This window comes from Brevibacillus sp. GCM10020057, from assembly GCF_042683565.1.
GTDB lineage: Bacteria > Bacillota > Bacilli > Brevibacillales > Brevibacillaceae > Brevibacillus.
Genome location: NZ_JBHUJW010000018.1, coordinates 13,764 through 30,590, shown reverse-complemented (window position 1 = coordinate 30,590; position 16,827 = coordinate 13,764). Strand labels below are relative to the sequence as shown.

Annotated in this window: 11 protein-coding genes; 10 read left to right on the top strand and 1 reads right to left on the bottom strand. The window is 54.8% G+C overall.

What is annotated here, in order from left to right; translation table 11 throughout:
- Positions 1-59: 59 nt before the first annotated feature.
- From ftsE to ACFSO0_RS05130, 6 genes are all read left to right on the top strand, one after another.
- On the top strand, positions 60-746 hold the full coding sequence (ftsE, locus tag ACFSO0_RS05155; protein ID WP_376877256.1) for a cell division ATP-binding protein FtsE: 687 nt from the start codon (positions 60-62) through the stop codon (positions 744-746).
- The gene (gene ftsX / locus ACFSO0_RS05150; protein ID WP_376877253.1) at positions 736-1,632 is read left to right on the top strand and encodes a permease-like cell division protein FtsX; all 897 of its coding nucleotides are present in this window, start codon (positions 736-738) and stop codon (positions 1,630-1,632) included. The genes ftsE and ftsX overlap by 11 nt, the downstream gene beginning before the upstream one ends.
- Before the next feature lie 25 nt (positions 1,633-1,657).
- Positions 1,658-2,857 (top strand): murein hydrolase activator EnvC family protein, encoded by a 1,200-nt coding sequence (locus ACFSO0_RS05145; RefSeq protein ID WP_376877250.1) that lies wholly within the window; start codon positions 1,658-1,660, stop codon positions 2,855-2,857.
- Positions 2,858-2,945: 88 nt separating this feature from the next.
- On the top strand, positions 2,946-4,424 hold the full coding sequence (locus ACFSO0_RS05140; protein WP_376877248.1) for a S41 family peptidase: 1,479 nt from the start codon (positions 2,946-2,948) through the stop codon (positions 4,422-4,424).
- Positions 4,425-4,568: 144 nt separating this feature from the next.
- On the top strand, positions 4,569-5,837 hold the full coding sequence (locus ACFSO0_RS05135; RefSeq protein ID WP_376877245.1) for a PDZ domain-containing protein: 1,269 nt from the start codon (positions 4,569-4,571) through the stop codon (positions 5,835-5,837).
- A gap of 200 nt (positions 5,838-6,037) precedes the next feature.
- On the top strand, positions 6,038-7,711 hold the full coding sequence (locus ACFSO0_RS05130; protein WP_376877458.1) for a hypothetical protein: 1,674 nt from the start codon (positions 6,038-6,040) through the stop codon (positions 7,709-7,711).
- Positions 7,712-7,800: 89 nt separating this feature from the next.
- Here ACFSO0_RS05130 and ACFSO0_RS05125 read toward each other — a convergent pair whose 3' ends face one another.
- Positions 7,801-8,730 (bottom strand): flagellar hook assembly protein FlgD, encoded by a 930-nt coding sequence (locus ACFSO0_RS05125; protein ID WP_376877242.1) that lies wholly within the window; start codon positions 8,728-8,730, stop codon positions 7,801-7,803.
- 188 nt (positions 8,731-8,918) lie between these two features.
- On the opposite strand from ACFSO0_RS05125, the gene uvrB reads away from it, so the two are divergent.
- The 4 genes from uvrB (at position 8,919) to ACFSO0_RS05105 (ending at position 16,824) form a co-directional block, all read left to right on the top strand.
- The gene (gene uvrB / locus ACFSO0_RS05120; RefSeq protein ID WP_376877239.1) at positions 8,919-10,895 is read left to right on the top strand and encodes an excinuclease ABC subunit UvrB; all 1,977 of its coding nucleotides are present in this window, start codon (positions 8,919-8,921) and stop codon (positions 10,893-10,895) included.
- Between the two features lie 15 nt (positions 10,896-10,910).
- Positions 10,911-13,778 carry an excinuclease ABC subunit UvrA gene (uvrA, locus tag ACFSO0_RS05115; RefSeq protein ID WP_376877236.1) on the top strand — a complete coding sequence of 956 codons (2,868 nt, stop codon included), beginning with the start codon at positions 10,911-10,913 and terminating at the stop codon, positions 13,776-13,778.
- Between the two features lie 106 nt (positions 13,779-13,884).
- Positions 13,885-14,514, top strand: a complete 630-nt coding sequence (locus ACFSO0_RS05110) for an HD domain-containing protein (RefSeq protein ID WP_376877233.1) — start codon at positions 13,885-13,887, stop codon at positions 14,512-14,514.
- A 222-nt stretch (positions 14,515-14,736) separates the two neighbouring features.
- Positions 14,737-16,824 (top strand): PAS domain-containing sensor histidine kinase, encoded by a 2,088-nt coding sequence (locus tag ACFSO0_RS05105; RefSeq protein ID WP_376877231.1) that lies wholly within the window; start codon positions 14,737-14,739, stop codon positions 16,822-16,824.
- Positions 16,825-16,827 lie beyond the last annotated feature (3 nt).

Here is a 16,827-nt window from a genome sequence, read left to right as displayed (position 1 = left end):
GATTGATAAATAAGGATCAAGAGATACAGAAGGATCTGACTATGTAGGATGTGATTTACTTGATCGAGATGTTTGACGTATGGAAAACATACCCGAACGGCACCAATGCGCTAAAGGGTATCAACATTCGGATTGAAAAAGGCGAGTTCGTGTATGTAGTAGGTCCCAGCGGTGCCGGAAAATCCACGTTTATCAAACTGATGTACCGCGAAGAAAAGCCGTCGAAGGGACAGATTTTTTTAGGCGGCTTCAATGTGAGCCGGATCAAGGAACGGCAAATTCCGCTGGTGCGCCGCAGCATCGGTGTCGTTTTCCAGGATTTCAAACTGTTGCCGACGCTCACTGTTTTTGAAAATGTGGCGTTTGCCATGGAAGTCATTGAGAGCAGCCCGAAGCAGATCAAGCCGCGTGTGATGGATGTGCTCGGCCTGGTGAAGCTGAAGCACAAGGCGAAAATGCTGCCGAGTGAACTCTCGGGGGGAGAGCAGCAGCGCGTCGCTCTGGCGCGGGCGTTGGTCAACAACCCGGGGATCATCATTGCGGACGAACCGACGGGGAACCTCGACCCGGAGACGTCCTGGGAGATCATGAAGCTGTTCGAGGAGATCAACCATCGCGGGACGACGGTAGTAATGGCAACGCACAACCGGGAGATTGTAAACACCATGCGAAAACGGGTCATTGCGATAGAAGCGGGCCAAATCGCCCGTGACGAGCAGAGAGGGGAATACGGTTATGAAGATTAGAACGATGGGACGCCACGTCCGTGAAGGGGTCAAAAACCTCGGGCGGAACGGCTGGATGTCGTTTGCTTCCATCAGTGCCGTTACCATCACTCTTTTCATTCTCGGGGTGTTCCTGATCCTGGCGATGAACGTCAACTACTTCGCGCAAACAGTGGAGAAGCAGGTCGAAATCCGCGTCTTCCTTGACGTGCTGGCGACCAAGGAAAATGTCGCGCAGGTCGAGCAGAATATCAAGGCCATTCCGAAGGTGGACACGGTTACGTTTATTCCGAAAGACGAGGGGCTGAAGCAGTTCAAGGAGAGCCTTGGGGAAAAGGCGTACCTGTTCGATGGGCTGGAAAAGGACAATCCGCTGCCGGATACTTTTGTCGTCAAGACGAAAGATCCGAAGGACACTTCGGTAGTCGCGGCCCAGATCAAAAAGCTGGAGTACGTGAAAAACCTCAACTACGGCGAAGGAACGGTGGAAAAGCTGTTCGCCTGGACGGGAGCGATCCGCAATGTGGGGATTGCCTTCATCATCGGGCTCGGCTTTACGGCGATGTTTCTGATTGCCAATACGATCAAGCTGACAATCGTGGCGCGCCGCCGCGAGATCGAGATCATGAAGCTGGTCGGGGCTACGAACTGGTTTATTCGCTGGCCGTTCTTTGTGGAAGGGCTGCTGATGGGAATTATCGGGGCGCTGATTCCGACGGCGATGTTGACTGTCGGCTATTACTATTTGCTGGACGGGATTCAGTCGAGCTTTGAGGCTGCCCAACTGTTCAAACTGTTGCCATTGTTCCCGCTGGTGTATCAGGTGGCGCTCGCCTTGATTGCGATCGGCGCGTTTATCGGCATCTGGGGAAGTCTGGTGTCTGTCCGCCGTTTCTTGCGGGTATAATTCGGTACAATGTGGGAGGAGTATCATGAGGAAGAAGATCGCGCTTGCACTCTTGATAACCGGTCTGGTAGCCGGATCTGCAACCCCGACCAACGTGAGCTGGGCAGCAAGCAAGGCATCGCTGGAAAAGATCAATCGGGAGCTGAAACAAATTCAGCAAAAATATAAGGCACAGCAGCAGCAGGTGAAAGAGACGGACAAGAAGATTGCTTATGTGCAGAAGCAGCAAAAGGATTTGCAGACCGAGCTGATGCAGATTGACCTGCGCCGCAACGAGACGCAGAAAAAACTGGACAAGCTCGAAGCGCAAATGGATGATACAAAAGAAAAGGCAGCGCAGGCGCAAGACCAGCTGGATGAGGCCAAGGAGCGCGTCGCCAAACGGGAATCGCTGTTGAAGACGCGGGTCAAGTCGATGTACGAGCGCGGCAACGTCTCCTATCTGGACGTCCTGCTGGGCGCGTCCGACTTCGGCGATTTCCTCACCCGGATGGAAGGCTTGCAGCTGATCCTGGAGCAGGATACGCGCATTCTGGAAGACAACATTCGCGACAAGGAAACGATCGAGACGAAAAAGAAAGAAATCGATCACCAGCTGGTCGTGTACGCCGGCATGTTTCAGGAGGCGGAAAACCTCAAAGACGAGTTGGACAAGCAGTACAAGCAGAGCCTGGTTGTAAAGGCCGAGCTGCAAAAGCAGGAAAAAGAGCTGCATGAGATCAAGGAAGAAGAGGAAGCGCAGCTGCTCGCCATCGCGAGAGAGCAATCCGCCAAGTACGCGGAGCGCGTGCGGGCGATGAGCGCGGGTAGCAGCGGCTACAAGGGCGGCAAGCTCGGATTGCCGCTGGCGGATGGAACGTTTCGGATCAGCTCGGGCTTCGGAATGCGTTCCGACCCGTTTACGGGCCGCGCTGCTGGGCATAATGGTTTAGACATGGCAGCGCCAAAAGGAACCACGATCCGGGCTGCCGAAAAAGGCATCGTAATTTTTGCGGGCTATTCCAACGGTTTCGGTAATACGGTCATGATCAAGCACAATTCAGAAATTACCACCCTTTACGGCCATATTCGGGAGGGCGGAATCTTCGTTTCTGTGGGACAATCAGTAGAGAGAGGGCAAAAGATTGCCGAGGTCGGGGCGACCGGCCGAGCTACCGGCAATCACTTGCACTTTACCGTCTACAAAAACGATGTGGCTGTTGATCCTACGCCGTATATCAGGTAGAGTAGCGTCAAACAAATATTGCTAACGGAAACAGCGTACACTAGCAGCATATCTTTTTGCCGGTAGCACAAAGGATGGTGACGCAAGAGTGAAATGGAAAGGACGTAGCGTATTTGCCCTTGTACTCGTCTCGATGGTGGTCAGCAGTCTTTTGACCCTGTCGATGATGAAAATCTCGGCCAATGCCAGCGCGAGTCAGAGCGGGACTCTCACCGCATCGAGCAGCCCTTTGCTGAACGGAAGCGGAAGCGTGGAGTATCCCCAGGAGTTCAGGAAGCTGTACGAAGCTTTTTCAGCGATCAAGAAAGACTACATTCAAAATGTCACCACGGAGCAATTGGTGGAAGGCGCAATCGGCGGCATGGTAGGTTCGCTGGGCGATCCGTACAGCGACTACATGGACCCGCAATCGGCAGAGGAGTTTACGTCTACCTTGCATTCGACGTTCCAGGGGATTGGGACGGAAGTGACGATGCAAAACGGCAAGGTCACCGTCGTCTCTCCCTTCAAGGGTTCGCCAGCGGAGCGCGCGGGCCTGCGCCCGAACGACCAGATTATCAGCGTAAACGGAGAGTCGCTGGAAGGGCTCGACCTGCATGAGGCCGTGACGAAAATTCGCGGCCCCAAAGGGACAAAAGCCGTATTGAAGGTCGTACGCGCGGGTGTAGCGGAACCGCTGAACATCGTGTGCGTGCGCGACGATATTCCGATCGAAACCGTAACCAGCCAGGTGATGGAGAAAAACGGGGTCAAAGTCGGGGTAATCGCCATCTCGCAATTCTCTACCGATACGGCCAAGCATTTCAAAGAACAATTGGCCAGCCTGGAGAAGCAGGGCATCGGCGGTCTGGTCATCGACGTGCGCGGCAACCCTGGCGGTTATTTGCTGGCTGTCAAGGAAATCGGCGAAGTGCTCGTGCCGCATAAAGGCCTGATCGTGCAGATCGCATACGGGGCGAACGGTCAGCAAAAGGAAGAATACCGTTCGACGACAGACGCGCCGAAGCCGTACCCGATCTCACTTCTGATCAACGGCGGCAGCGCCAGCGCTTCGGAAATTTTGGCCGGGGCCTTGCACGACAGCGGCAACTACAAGCTGGTCGGCGAGAAGAGCTTCGGAAAAGGCACGGTCCAAAGCACGATGGAAATGGCGGACAAGAGCCAGCTGAAACTGACGATTGCGAAATGGCTCACGCCAAAAGGCGAATGGATTCACCAAAAAGGGATCGAGCCGGACATCAAAGTCAGCCAGCCAGCCTACTTCAATGCGACGCAGCTTCCGGCTGACAAGGTTCTAGCCCGCGACATGGCCGGCAACGATGTGAAAAACTTGCAGCTGATCCTGACGGGCTTGAATTTGCCCCCGGGCCGGGATGACGGGTATTTTGACGCCGGGACGGAGCAGGCGGTCAAGCAGTTCCAGACAGCGCACAAGCTGCCTGTGACAGGGAAGGTCGATGCTGCGACACGCACCTTGCTGGAAGACAGCCTGCGCGAGACGATGCGCAAACCGGAAAACGATCTGCAGCTGCAAAAAGCACTTGAGGTCGTCGCTCCCCCAAAATAATCCATCCGGCGGAGGCAGGGAAATCCCTGATATTCGTAGAAATGGTAACCACGGCAAATGGCATGCCGTGGTTTTTCTTTTGCACTCGCAAAAAGCATATGTGCTTATTAATAAAGGGTTCTTTAACCATTCGAGGTGAAGCAATTGGCGATACAGGCAGACTTGCTCTCCATTGCGTACGGGCTGGCGGCGATTTTTTTCAATCCGCTCCTTTATCTCTTCCTTTTCTTCATTTATCTGCACTATCGGCGGCAAATGAATCTGGAGCGGCAATTGTTCGCTGTGCGCATCCAGTCGCCGCTGCTTCAGACGATACGCTCCGCAGGAATGGGCATCGCAGCAGGCGTGCTGATCTCCCTGCTCGCAGGGGCTTTGGGAATTGTCGTACAAGTACAGGATCTATGGTTATTATGGGGATTGGCGGTCGTCATGGCGTTGATCCGTTTGCGCTTTCTCTGCTTTGCCTACGCAGCAGGGGTGCTGACGCTGGTAAGCGGCATCGCCCAGCTGCTGCCCGCGTGGAACCAGGCTCCCGTAATCGGGCCGCTGTGGGAGCTGTTCGGACAAGCCAAACCACTGCCGCTTCTGGCATTGGTGGCGATCATGCACCTGATGGAGGCCATGCTCATTCGCTGGAACGGGGGGAGGGACGCTTCCCCGCTGTTCGTCGAAGGCAAGCGCGGCCGCATCGTCGGCGCGTATCTGCTGCATTCCTTCTGGCTGACGCCGCTCGTCCTGTTCGTCCAGATGGACAACGGCGCTGTCAGCGGAGCGCTCTATCCGGGCTGGCCGCTCTTCTGGCCGGAAGCAACTTCCTTTGGCTTGATGTTTCTGCCGACGGTCACGGGCTTTTCGGACATGACCCAGTCGATGACGCCAAGGCGGAAGTCTTCGCGGATTGCGAAACAGCTGGCGCTTTACTCGCTTGTTTTGCTGGCGTTGACCGTACTGACGGTCTGGGTGCCCGCCCTGTTGCTTGTGACGGGGCTGTTTGCGCTCGCGGGGCATGAAGGCCTGTTCTTCCTGAGCCGGATGCAGGAGCAGAGGCAGCCCCCGTACTTTATCCAGTCGCCGCAGGGCGTCAAGGTCATGGGTGTCATCCCGGGGACGCGCGCCGAGGAAATCGGGATTGTGCCGGGCGAGATTATCGTAAAGGTGAACGGAATCAACGTCCGCAACAAGGAAGATCTGTATCCCGCCCTGCAGGCGAACTCGGCCTTTTGCAAGATGGAGGTGCTCACCCATGGCGGGGAGCTGAAATTCGTGCAATGCGCGGTGTATGCCGGCAATCATCACCAGCTCGGTATCATCGTGGTGCCGGATGCGAATACCCGCGTCTACGTCGATCTGATGCGATCCAGTGTCGTGGAACTGATCAGGCAGCGTCTGGAAAAACTGCATATCGGAGCCTAGAACGATCGGGAGGGAGAACGTGCGCCGGGGGACGCGCGGGACCCTCCCGTTTTCCTTGTGCAGATTCGCGTCTGCCACAGCATGAGGGAAGCGGCGATCAAAAATTTTTTGCGAATTTTTCCGCCCGTGCAGAAACAAAACAAAACGTGGTGCGTCTCAAGGTTAGAGGAAAAAAGAGGGAGTGAACATCCACTGTGAGAATGATACGCAAGCCTGCATGGTACGCGCTGGCCGGAATATTGACTGCAGTCAGCCTGTACAGCCCGATGACGGTATCGCATGAAGCGCGAGCAGCGGAACAGGTTGCCGCCGCACCCGTTCCCGCTCCGGTTTCCAAAGGTGTACAGAAGCTGGTTGGGCTAATTCCCGAGCTGACCAGCCGCTATGTCGTCTACGACGGTGAGGTCGACGGCCCGGGCGTGAGCGGTGTCAGCGTGACTTTTGCTTCGTCCGCTGCAGAAAAGGAGAAGGCGACGGACAGGGCGATTTTCTCGGGGACGGGCGATTTGCTGAAGCTGACGCTTGCGCCAAAAGCGGCCGAAAAACCGGTCGCGTGGACGGATCAGCAATGGAAAGACAGAGCCGCTGCGTTTGTGGCGGACCTGAAGCCGGCAGGGGGCGTGTATCAGCCGCGGACGATTACCCGTGAGCAGTCACAGACGACCGTCAGGCTGGTCAAAACGTGGAACAACGTGGCGTTTGAAGATACTTACGATGTGCTGGTTACCTTTGACGGCACAGGCAGGCTCGTCGCTTTTGACACCTTTGCCGGCAAGCCGTACGAACCCGTTGACTCGTCTTCTCTGCCTTCGCTACAGAAGGCGCTGACTGCCCAGCAAGCCGCTGCCAAATACGCGGAGAGCCGCCCGCTGGAGCTGGTGTACTTGCTCCCCGGCGAATATAGCCAGGCGGAGCGGGTGCAGGCGCAGCTCACCTACGTTGTGAAGGACGGGGTTGTCAGAGGAGCGCATACAGGCAGCGCGCTGGATGCCTTCAGCGGAAAACGGCTGGCAGAGCTTGCGTCCTCCGGAAAACAGCCGGTGCAGACGATCGCCGTGAACGGGACGGGCGAGAAGTGGGTGGCGACGACGGAGGTGCAGGCGCAGGACCTGGTGCGAAAACTGGCGCACGTAGAGCCAGGGAAGCTGCCGCTTTCTTCATTTACAGCCGCCTACGACAACGGGGAGGAACGGCGCTTCTTTATCTGGGGTCATTTCAGCGAGGGGACAGCGGCTGAGGATAAGCAGTACCAGATGGGCCAATTTCCAGAGGGGGTTGCCGCCAAGGAGCGTCTGCACATCCTGCTGGAGACAGACGGAAAAACCGGCCAGCTTCTCCGGCTTGCCATGAGCACCGCAGCAGATGGCAGCGGGAAGCCGGATAAGCAGCGGGACTGGAAGACTGCCGAAGCGATTCTGAAGCGTCTGTTGCCTTCGGGGACGACGCAGCTGCAAATGCGCGATGCAGGTAATGAGAATCTGACGTTGATTACCGCTGATCCGCTGGTCAATGGCTTGCCTGTTTATCAAGAGGGACAAACGAGTGAGCAAGGAATGTACACGATCTTGCTGGATGCGGCCAGCGGCAATGTAAAAGACATCCAGATCCGGCGTCCGGCAGATTGGATCGCGCCAGCGCGAACCTCAGCCCTGTCCGAACAGGAGGCAGTCGCTGCAATCCTGAAGACGTATCCTTTGGAGCTGACGTATTTTTCCCAGACCGATCCGCAGACCCAGGCAGTCACCTGGAAGCTGGCCTACGATCTTTCTTTCCGCCAGTCGAAAGCGCATTGCTTCTGCGGCGGGGAGCCGAAGGTAGACCTGACCGTGCGCGTAGACGCGGTGACCGGAAAAGTGCTGACGGACGAACAATAGTTAAGCGTGCAAGCGAAAGCGCGACACGAAAAAATCCGCATTCTTCGGACGGGAAGAGTGCGGATTTTTTGATCCGGTACGTAAATGTTCTACGCTTTGGCCGCGAAGCCGGTGATTTGACCAAGCGATACTCTTTGGCCGTCTTCCAGAACGAATTCGACCGTGCCGTTTTTCATGCTGACCGCCTGGATGACACCAGACAAACTGTCAGTGGAAGTGCTGCCGTCCGTGTTCGTACGGGAGGCGTTGTAGGTAATGGTATAGCCGATCATCTGGGCGTATTGCAGCGAGTTTGTCATCGCCTGGTTTTCCGGCTTGACGCTCATGCCGACGATTTCGTCCAGCTTCACGCTCGCGCCGTTGTCCAGCTGGAAGGTGGCGGTTCCGTCCTTCATGGAGAAGCCGGTAATGACCGCATTTTTGACTTCATCGACGGAAGTGATGTCATCCGTTGTGGCGGGATTGCCGTCTTGATCGACTTGTGTAGTCGTTTTGTAGGAGATTTGGTTTCCGATCATTTGCATGTACTTCAGGCTGCTGTCCAGCGCGTTTCCGGTCATGCCCTGCGACTCCAGACCTTTTACGTCAGCGAGGGGAACCGGATTCGTCTCGCCCGCCATGCGGAAGTAAATTTTGCCGTTGTCCATATAGACGGCCTGGATGACGCCTTCCTTGGATTCCGTAGACGTCTCGCCGGTGACTTCATCGGCAGTCGTCAGATCGTACTTGGCAGTGCGGCCCACCAGCGCTTCGTATTTTTCCAGCGTGAGCATGCTGTTGTTGGATTGCTCCATCAGGGTGGCCATTTTGGTCATTTTCTCGACCATTGTCATCATGCTCGTCTGTTGAATAAACTGGGAGTTATCCATCGGCGACATCGGGTCCTGGTTTTTCAGTTGCTCCAGCAGGAGTTTCATGAACGCATCGTTGTCCAGCTCGGTGGAAAATTCCTTTTTCCCTTTATAGCTTAGGTAGGCCGGCACCATCGAGCTGCTGCTTACCGTATTGTTATCAGACATGTTGGTCCTCCCCTTACTGTGCGGGTTCTTACGTGCGGGTATGTCGTTCCACGTTCCACTATCAGTATCGGAAAAAGGGGATGCAGGATGAAGACAAACATTTGTTCGAGAATTTCGGCTTAATCTTGCACGCATTGTGTTATAATGGAAGAAGAAACCTTTTACGCGATGAGGAGATGAACGAGGGAATGGAGCGTTTTGAATTGGTATCGGAGTATCAGCCGTCCGGCGACCAGCCGACTGCCATCGCAGAGCTGGTGGCAGGGGTAAAGGCTGGCAAAAGGCACCAGACCCTCCTGGGGGCGACGGGAACGGGAAAGACCTATACGGCTGCCCAGGTGATCGCTCAAGTGAACAAGCCGACATTGGTCATGGCGCACAACAAGACGCTGGCCGCCCAGCTGTGCGCGGAATTCAAGGATTTTTTTCCGAACAATGCCGTAGAATATTTCGTCAGCTACTACGATTACTATCAACCGGAAGCATACATTCCCCAATCGGATACGTTTATTGAAAAAGACTCCAGCATCAACGAAGAGATCGACAAGCTGCGCCACTCGGCGACCAGCGCCTTGTTCGAGCGGCGGGATGTCATCATCGTCGCATCGGTGTCGTGCATTTACGGTTTGGGTTCTCCCGAGGAGTACCGGGAGATGCTGCTGTCGCTGCGCGTCGGCATGGAAAAGAGCCGGGACGAGGTTTTGCACCGGCTGGTAGACATACAGTACACTCGCAACGACATCAATTTCACGCGCGGGACCTTCCGGGTACGCGGGGACGTGGTCGAAATCTTCCCTGCCTCGCAGAGCGAGCAGGCGATTCGCGTGGAGTTTTTCGGAGACGAGATCGACCGGATCACAGCGATCGACGTGTTGACAGGAGAAATTCTCGGTCAACGCGACCATGTGGCGATCTTTCCGGCATCCCACTACGTGACGCGGGAAGAAAAAATGAAGCTCGCCGTGCAGAGCATCGAGGCGGAGCTGACGGAGCGTCTGGCCGAGCTGCGCGAAGCGGGCAAGTTGCTTGAAGCGCAGCGGCTGGAGCAGCGTACGCGCTACGATATCGAAATGATGCTGGAAATGGGCTTTTGTTCCGGGATCGAAAACTACTCCCGCCACCTGACGGGATTGCCGGCCGGGCATGCCCCATACACTTTGCTCGACTATTTTCCTGATGATTTTCTCGTTCTGATGGATGAGTCACACATGACCTTGCCGCAGGTGCGGGCGATGTACAACGGCGACCGCGCGCGCAAGGACGTCCTGGTTGAGCACGGTTTCCGCCTGCCGTCTGCCAAGGACAACCGTCCGCTGAAGTTTGAGGAGTTCGAGGCGAAGGTCAAGCAGGCTATCTACATCTCTGCTACACCTGGTCCGTACGAGCTGGAGCACTGTCCGGAACTGGTACAGCAAGTCATTCGTCCGACGGGTCTGGTCGATCCGACAATCTCGGTGCGCCCGATCAAAGGGCAGATCGACGACCTCATCGGCGAGATCCAGGCGACCATTGCCAAAGACGAGCGGGTCCTGGTCACGACCTTGACGAAAAAAATGGCGGAGGATTTGACGGATTACCTGAAAGAAGTGGGCATCAAAGTCCGCTATCTCCACTCCGACATCAAGACGATCGAACGGATGCAAATTTTGCGCTCCTTGCGCCTTGGCGAATTTGATGTCCTGATCGGAATCAACCTGCTGCGGGAAGGTCTGGACCTGCCGGAAGTGTCGCTGGTAGCGATTCTCGACGCCGACAAGGAAGGCTTCCTGCGCAACGAGCGCTCCCTGATCCAGACCATCGGCCGTGCCGCGCGCAATGCGGAAGGGCGCGTCATCATGTACGCCGACAAAATCACGGATTCGATGGATGCGGCGATCAAGGAGACGGAGCGGAGACGCGCGATCCAGATGGCTTATAACGAGCAGCATGGCATCACGCCGCAAACGGTGAAAAAGGCCGTCCGCGACGTGATCGAGGCGACGAAGGTGGCCGAGGAAAAGGCGGACTACCTGCCGCATGAAGATTTCAGGAAAATGCCGAAGAAAGACCGCTTGACGGTAATCGCACGAATGGAAGAAGAAATGAAAGAAGCGGCCCGCAACCTCATGTTTGAACGCGCGGCAGAATTGCGCGATCTGATTCTGGAGCTGAAGGCTGAACTCTAAGGAGAGATTTTTTTCATGCCATTGGAACATATCGTGGTCAAGGGTGCTCGCGCCCACAACCTGAAAAACATTGATGTGGTCATCCCACGGGACAAATTCGTCGTGCTGACGGGTCTGTCCGGGTCGGGGAAGTCTTCTCTTGCCTTTGATACGATCTATGCGGAGGGACAGCGCCGTTACGTGGAGTCCCTGTCTGCCTATGCCCGGCAGTTTCTCGGGCAGATGGACAAGCCGGATGTGGACTCTATCGAGGGACTCTCTCCGGCGATTTCCATCGACCAGAAGACGACCAGCCGCAATCCGCGTTCTACGGTGGGGACGGTCACGGAGATTTACGATTACTTGCGCCTGTTGTATGCGCGCGTAGGAAGAGCGTTCTGCCCGGAGCATGGCATCGAGATCCAGTCGCAGACGGTGGAGCAAATGGTGGACCGCGTGATGGAATATCCGGAGCGCACGCGTATACAGATTCTCGCGCCGATGGTTCAAGGACGCAAGGGTGAGCACGTCAAGCTGCTCGAGGACATCCGCAAGCAAGGGTTCGTCCGCGTACGGGTGAACGGAGAGGTGCGCGATCTGTCCGAGGACATCAAGCTGGAGAAAAACAAGAAGCACAACATCGAAGTGGTTGTCGACCGGGTCGTCGTGAAGCCGGATGTGCAGGCCCGGCTGGCAGACTCGCTGGAGACGGCGCTGCGGCTGGCGGACGGCAAAGTGATCGTCGACGTGATGGAACAGGAGGAACTGCTCTTTAGCGAAAAGCATGCATGCCCGGTGTGCGGCTTTTCCATCGGCGAGCTGGAGCCGCGCATCTTTTCCTTCAACAGCCCGTTCGGTGCCTGTCCCGAGTGTGACGGATTGGGTGTCAAGCTGGAAGTAGACCCGGACATGGTCGTGCCGGATGCGACCCGGACCTTAAGCGATGGGGCGATCGGAGCGTGGGAGCCGAAATCTTCCACGTACTACCAGCAGTTGCTGGAGTCGGCCTGCCGCCATTTCGGTATTCGCATGGACGTGCCGTACGAGGAGCTGCCGGCCGAGCAGAAGCAGATTTTGATGTACGGCAGCATGGGCGAGAAGATCGAATTCCGCTATGAGAACGAGTTCGGCCAGGTGCGGGAAGCGGTCGTGCCGTTCGAGGGGGTCATCCCCAACCTGCAGCGGCGCCATCTGGAGACCAGCTCGGACTACATTCGGGAGCAGATCGAGGGCTATATGAGCCAAAAGCCATGCGCGGTCTGCAAAGGGCAGCGCCTGCGACAGGAGAGCCTCGCGGTAAAAGTCGGGGAGCGGAATATTTCCGAGCTGACAGACCTGTCTATTCTCGATGCGCATCAGTTTGTGGATGGACTGGTTCTGACAGAGAGAGAGGCGAAAATCGCCAACTTGATCGTCAAGGAAATCAAGGCACGCCTAAACTTTTTGATCGATGTCGGTTTGGACTATTTGACGTTGAGCCGGGCGGCAGGTACGCTCTCCGGGGGAGAAGCGCAGCGGATTCGCCTGGCGACGCAGATCGGTTCCAGCCTGATGGGCGTCCTGTACATTTTGGATGAACCGAGCATCGGCCTGCACCAGCGGGACAACGCGCGGCTGATTCGCACGCTGGAGCACATGACCAAGCTGGGCAATACGCTGATTGTCGTGGAGCATGACGAAGATACGATGCTCGCCTGCGACTACATCATTGACATTGGGCCAGGAGCCGGCATTCACGGCGGCCAGGTCGTCGCTGCCGGGACGCCGGAGGAAATCATGAAAGACCCCAAATCGCTCACCGGCGCCTACTTGAGCGGGCGCAAGTTCATTCCGGTGCCGCTGGAACGCCGCAAGCCGACTGACAAATGGCTCAAGATCGAGGGTGCCAGGGAGAACAATCTGAAGAACGTCAATGTGAAAATTCCGCTGGGCATGTTCGTAGCGGTGACGGGTGTCTCCGGCTCGGGGAAAAGCACGCTCATCAACGAAATTTTGCAAAAGACACTGGCGCGCGATCTGAATGGGGCCAAGGTCAAGCCAGGGGAGCATCGCCGCATCCTTGGCCTGGAGCATCTGGACAAGGTTGTGGACATCGACCAGTCTCCCATCGGACGTACACCGCGCTCCAATCCGGCCACGTACACCGGCGTATTCGATGACATCCGCGACCTGTTTGCGTCGACCAACGAAGCCAAAGTGCGCGGCTACAAAAAAGGCCGGTTCAGCTTCAACGTCAAAGGAGGCCGTTGCGAGGCGTGCAGCGGCGACGGGATCATCAAGATCGAGATGCACTTCCTCCCCGACGTGTACGTTCCGTGCGAGGTTTGTCACGGCAAGCGCTACAACCGGGAGACGCTCGACGTGAAGTACAAAGGAAAGAGCATCGCCGATGTACTGGAAATGACCATCGAGGATGCGGTGGAGTTTTTCCGCAACCTGCCCAAGATCGAACGCAAGCTGCAGACGATCGTCGACGTCGGGCTCGGCTACATGAAGCTGGGTCAACCTGCCACCACGCTGTCCGGCGGGGAAGCGCAGCGCGTCAAGCTGGCGTCGGAGCTGTATCGCCGCAGTACGGGACGCACGCTGTACATTCTCGATGAGCCGACGACCGGTCTGCACACCGATGACATCGACCGTCTGCTGAAGGTGCTGCAGCGTCTGGTGGAAAACGGGGAGACGGTACTCGTGATCGAGCACAATCTGGATGTCATCAAGACCGTCGATTACATCATCGACCTGGGACCTGAGGGCGGGACTCGGGGCGGTCAGATCGTCGGGACTGGGACGCCGGAGGAAGTGGCGGAGCTGGAAGGCTCGTACACAGGAAAATACTTGCGTCCAATCCTGGAGCGAGACCGCACCCGCACGCTGGCGCGAATGGAACAGCTGGTTTCCAAATAAGGATGGAAGCAAGAAGGGAGAAGAGGGGCGAACTCGACGGAAGGGAGCGCCCCTTTTGCCATAGAGATCAATTTCGCAGGAAAGAGTGGCGAGAAGGGAGCAAGAGATGGATTACCTCAAAGCCGGCATGGAGCGCCTGCCGCAGCGGCTGGTGGCGGCGGCCAGGGAAATGTTTGACGGGCAGGACCCTGCGCACGATTGGCAGCACAATCTTCGGGTGATGGCCATGTGCGAGCGGATCGGTCAGGCGGAAGGAGCGGATATGACGGTGCTGGGACTTGCTGCGCTGCTGCACGATATCGGCAGGGCAGAGGAGCGCCGGACGGGAGAATGCCACGCGCAGATCAGCGCACGAGCCGCAGAAGGCTTGCTGCGGGAGGAGGGGCTGCCGGACAGCCTCATCGCGCGCGTGCAGGCCGTCATCCTCGCGCATCGCTTTCGCAAGGGACAGCCGCCTGTTACACTGGAGGAAAAGATTTTGTTTGACGCCGACAAGCTCGACTCGATCGGCGCCATCGGCGTAGCCCGTGCGTTCGCCTATTCGGGGGTGCTGGGCCAGCCCATTTGGGCCCAACAGCCCGAACAGCACACACCGCTCAAGGAATACGAGTGGAAGCTTGTGCGCATCAAAGACCAGTTGTTTACCAGCAGCGCCAGGGAGATTGCGGAGCAGCGCCATCGCTTTATGGTGCAGTTTTTTGAACGATGGAAAGAAGAAGTGCAAGGGATGCGATAAGAAGAGAGGAACGCAAGCAATATCCCCTCATGGTTGACTGTGTTGCAGTTGGGAAAGACACAATTGACCAGAGGGGTTTTTTATGGTCGAAGCCAAACACAAAATGAAACCTGAATCGTATCGAAAATTGCGGACTCTCGCTACTTTTTTGCGCTCCGCGTAATCTGACATTCCGTATAATGTCAGTAGTGAATATACAATCTTCTCAGAGGAGAAAAGACAATGGATCAAATGCAAGGTGTGGTGAAAGGTGCCCAGCAATTGCTGAAACAGCTGCCAGATCCGATTTACATAGTGGATCTGAATGGCCGAATGATTTGGAATAATGATGCTTTTCAACAACTCATTGGCAAAGGGACAGACCTTGCAGAGCTCCTTACGAACAGCGCGAGTGTTGAAAAAGTCAGTATTCAGGACGATGCAAATGAAATCATCGGATACACTGTCGTATTGAAGAACGGTGTAAGGGAAGAGAAGATGGATCAAATTGCCCTGCTTCCTAACGAAGATTCTCGGATTGAAGAATTACTTGAGAATATTTTGGATAATGTAAACGCTGCCGTCTTCTCCATAGACAAAGATTTTACGAAATTCACGTTCTGCTCCCGGAGTATTGAGAAAATGGTCAGAGTATCCCGGGAAGAAATCATGTCCAATCCTATGAGCTTCCATAACTATATCCATCCGGAAGATAACACTATCATTATGGGAGATGTCAAACGGAAGGTTGAAATGGGAATGCCGACTGAACAGGTCATTCGGTTCATAGATGATCCGGAAGCAATCAAATGGGCAAAATTAGTGATACATCCCCAATTCGATCAAACAGGCGCAATTGAACGATTCGACACGATCCTGTTGGATATTACCGAACAGAAACGTTCGGAAATGGCGTTGGAGGAGAGCGAACAGCGGTATAAATCGTTGTTTGAAAACAATTTGGACGGCGTATTTTCTATTGAATTGAACAACTTTTATTTTGTGAATGCTAACCGATCTTTTGAAAACCTTACCGGTATCCAATTAGACAAGCTTCCAGATCGTTGCTTTCTCGGATTAATTGTGGATGAAGATCATCCGGTTGTGTTTGAAGCAATTTTTCATGTCATGCAAACTCGAGAGCCGATGGATATTGAGTGCCGTATCACGAGCCCCAAGTACGGAGAGAAGATCGTGAGTATTTCGTTTGTCCCTATCTTTCTTTCGGGAGAGTTAAACGGCATACATGGAATCGTAAAAGACATTACACAACGGAAACAAGATGAGCGGAAGTTGATCCAAAGCGAAGAGAGGTACAAAACACTTCAGAAAAGCTTGAACCGTTTCTCCAACGATCTGGTCAGCGTCATGAAAGTATCAGAACTCGAGAACCGACTTATGGAAGAGATAAAGTCAGTGTTTCCGGTTACCAGTATATCCATTGAAGAAATCCCGCGCGAACAGGAACATACTGTACGGAATACGTCAGAAAGATGGATCAAAATAGCAGAAAAGCAGAACCCTGTCTATTTACGAATTTCAATGGATCATGTCATGGTAAGGATTGAGGAGGAATGGCTCGAAACGGCGGTTCATTACGTTACCATTCTTTATGACAATCTGCATCTGATTGAAGATTTGATGAAGCGACTTGAGGACATGGTAACCCAAGATGTGACGCCCAAATGGATGCTGAAACTTCTGTTTAAGCTATCTGAAAAGGAAAGGGCATCGCTCTCCAGCGATCTTCACGATTCGGTACTTCAGGATTTGATTATCTGGTACCGCAAGCTTGAATCGTTACGTTCCTCTGCTATATTGGCCAGGGAAACGCAAGTTCAGCTTGAACAAATTGAAGAGGGTCTACTCGATGCCATCCATCAACTCCGTATTACCTGTAACGAGCTGCGCCCCCCGTTTCTTCTAAAAATGGGGCTGGTTGAGTCACTGAAAAGTCTCTTCTCGTATACGCGCATGTTTTCCAACTATGAGATCGAATTCATAACAGATCAATTTGATTGTACGCTAAACGAGGATCAAATCCTGGGTCTGTATCGGATCGTGCAAGAACTGCTAAACAATGCGACAAAGCACTCCCAGGCAAACAAGGTGACGATTTCGTTGGCTTGCATGGATGACCATCTGAATTTCACCTACTCAGACGATGGAGTAGGAATGGATCTTTCTGCTTTTGAAGGTTCCTTTCAACACATGGGGATTACAGGCATTGAAAAAAGGGTTCTCAGCTTAGAAGGGGAAGTAACTCTGAAATCCGCTTCAGGGCAAGGGTTACATGTAAACATATCTTTACCCTTACATGCACAGAGGTGAACG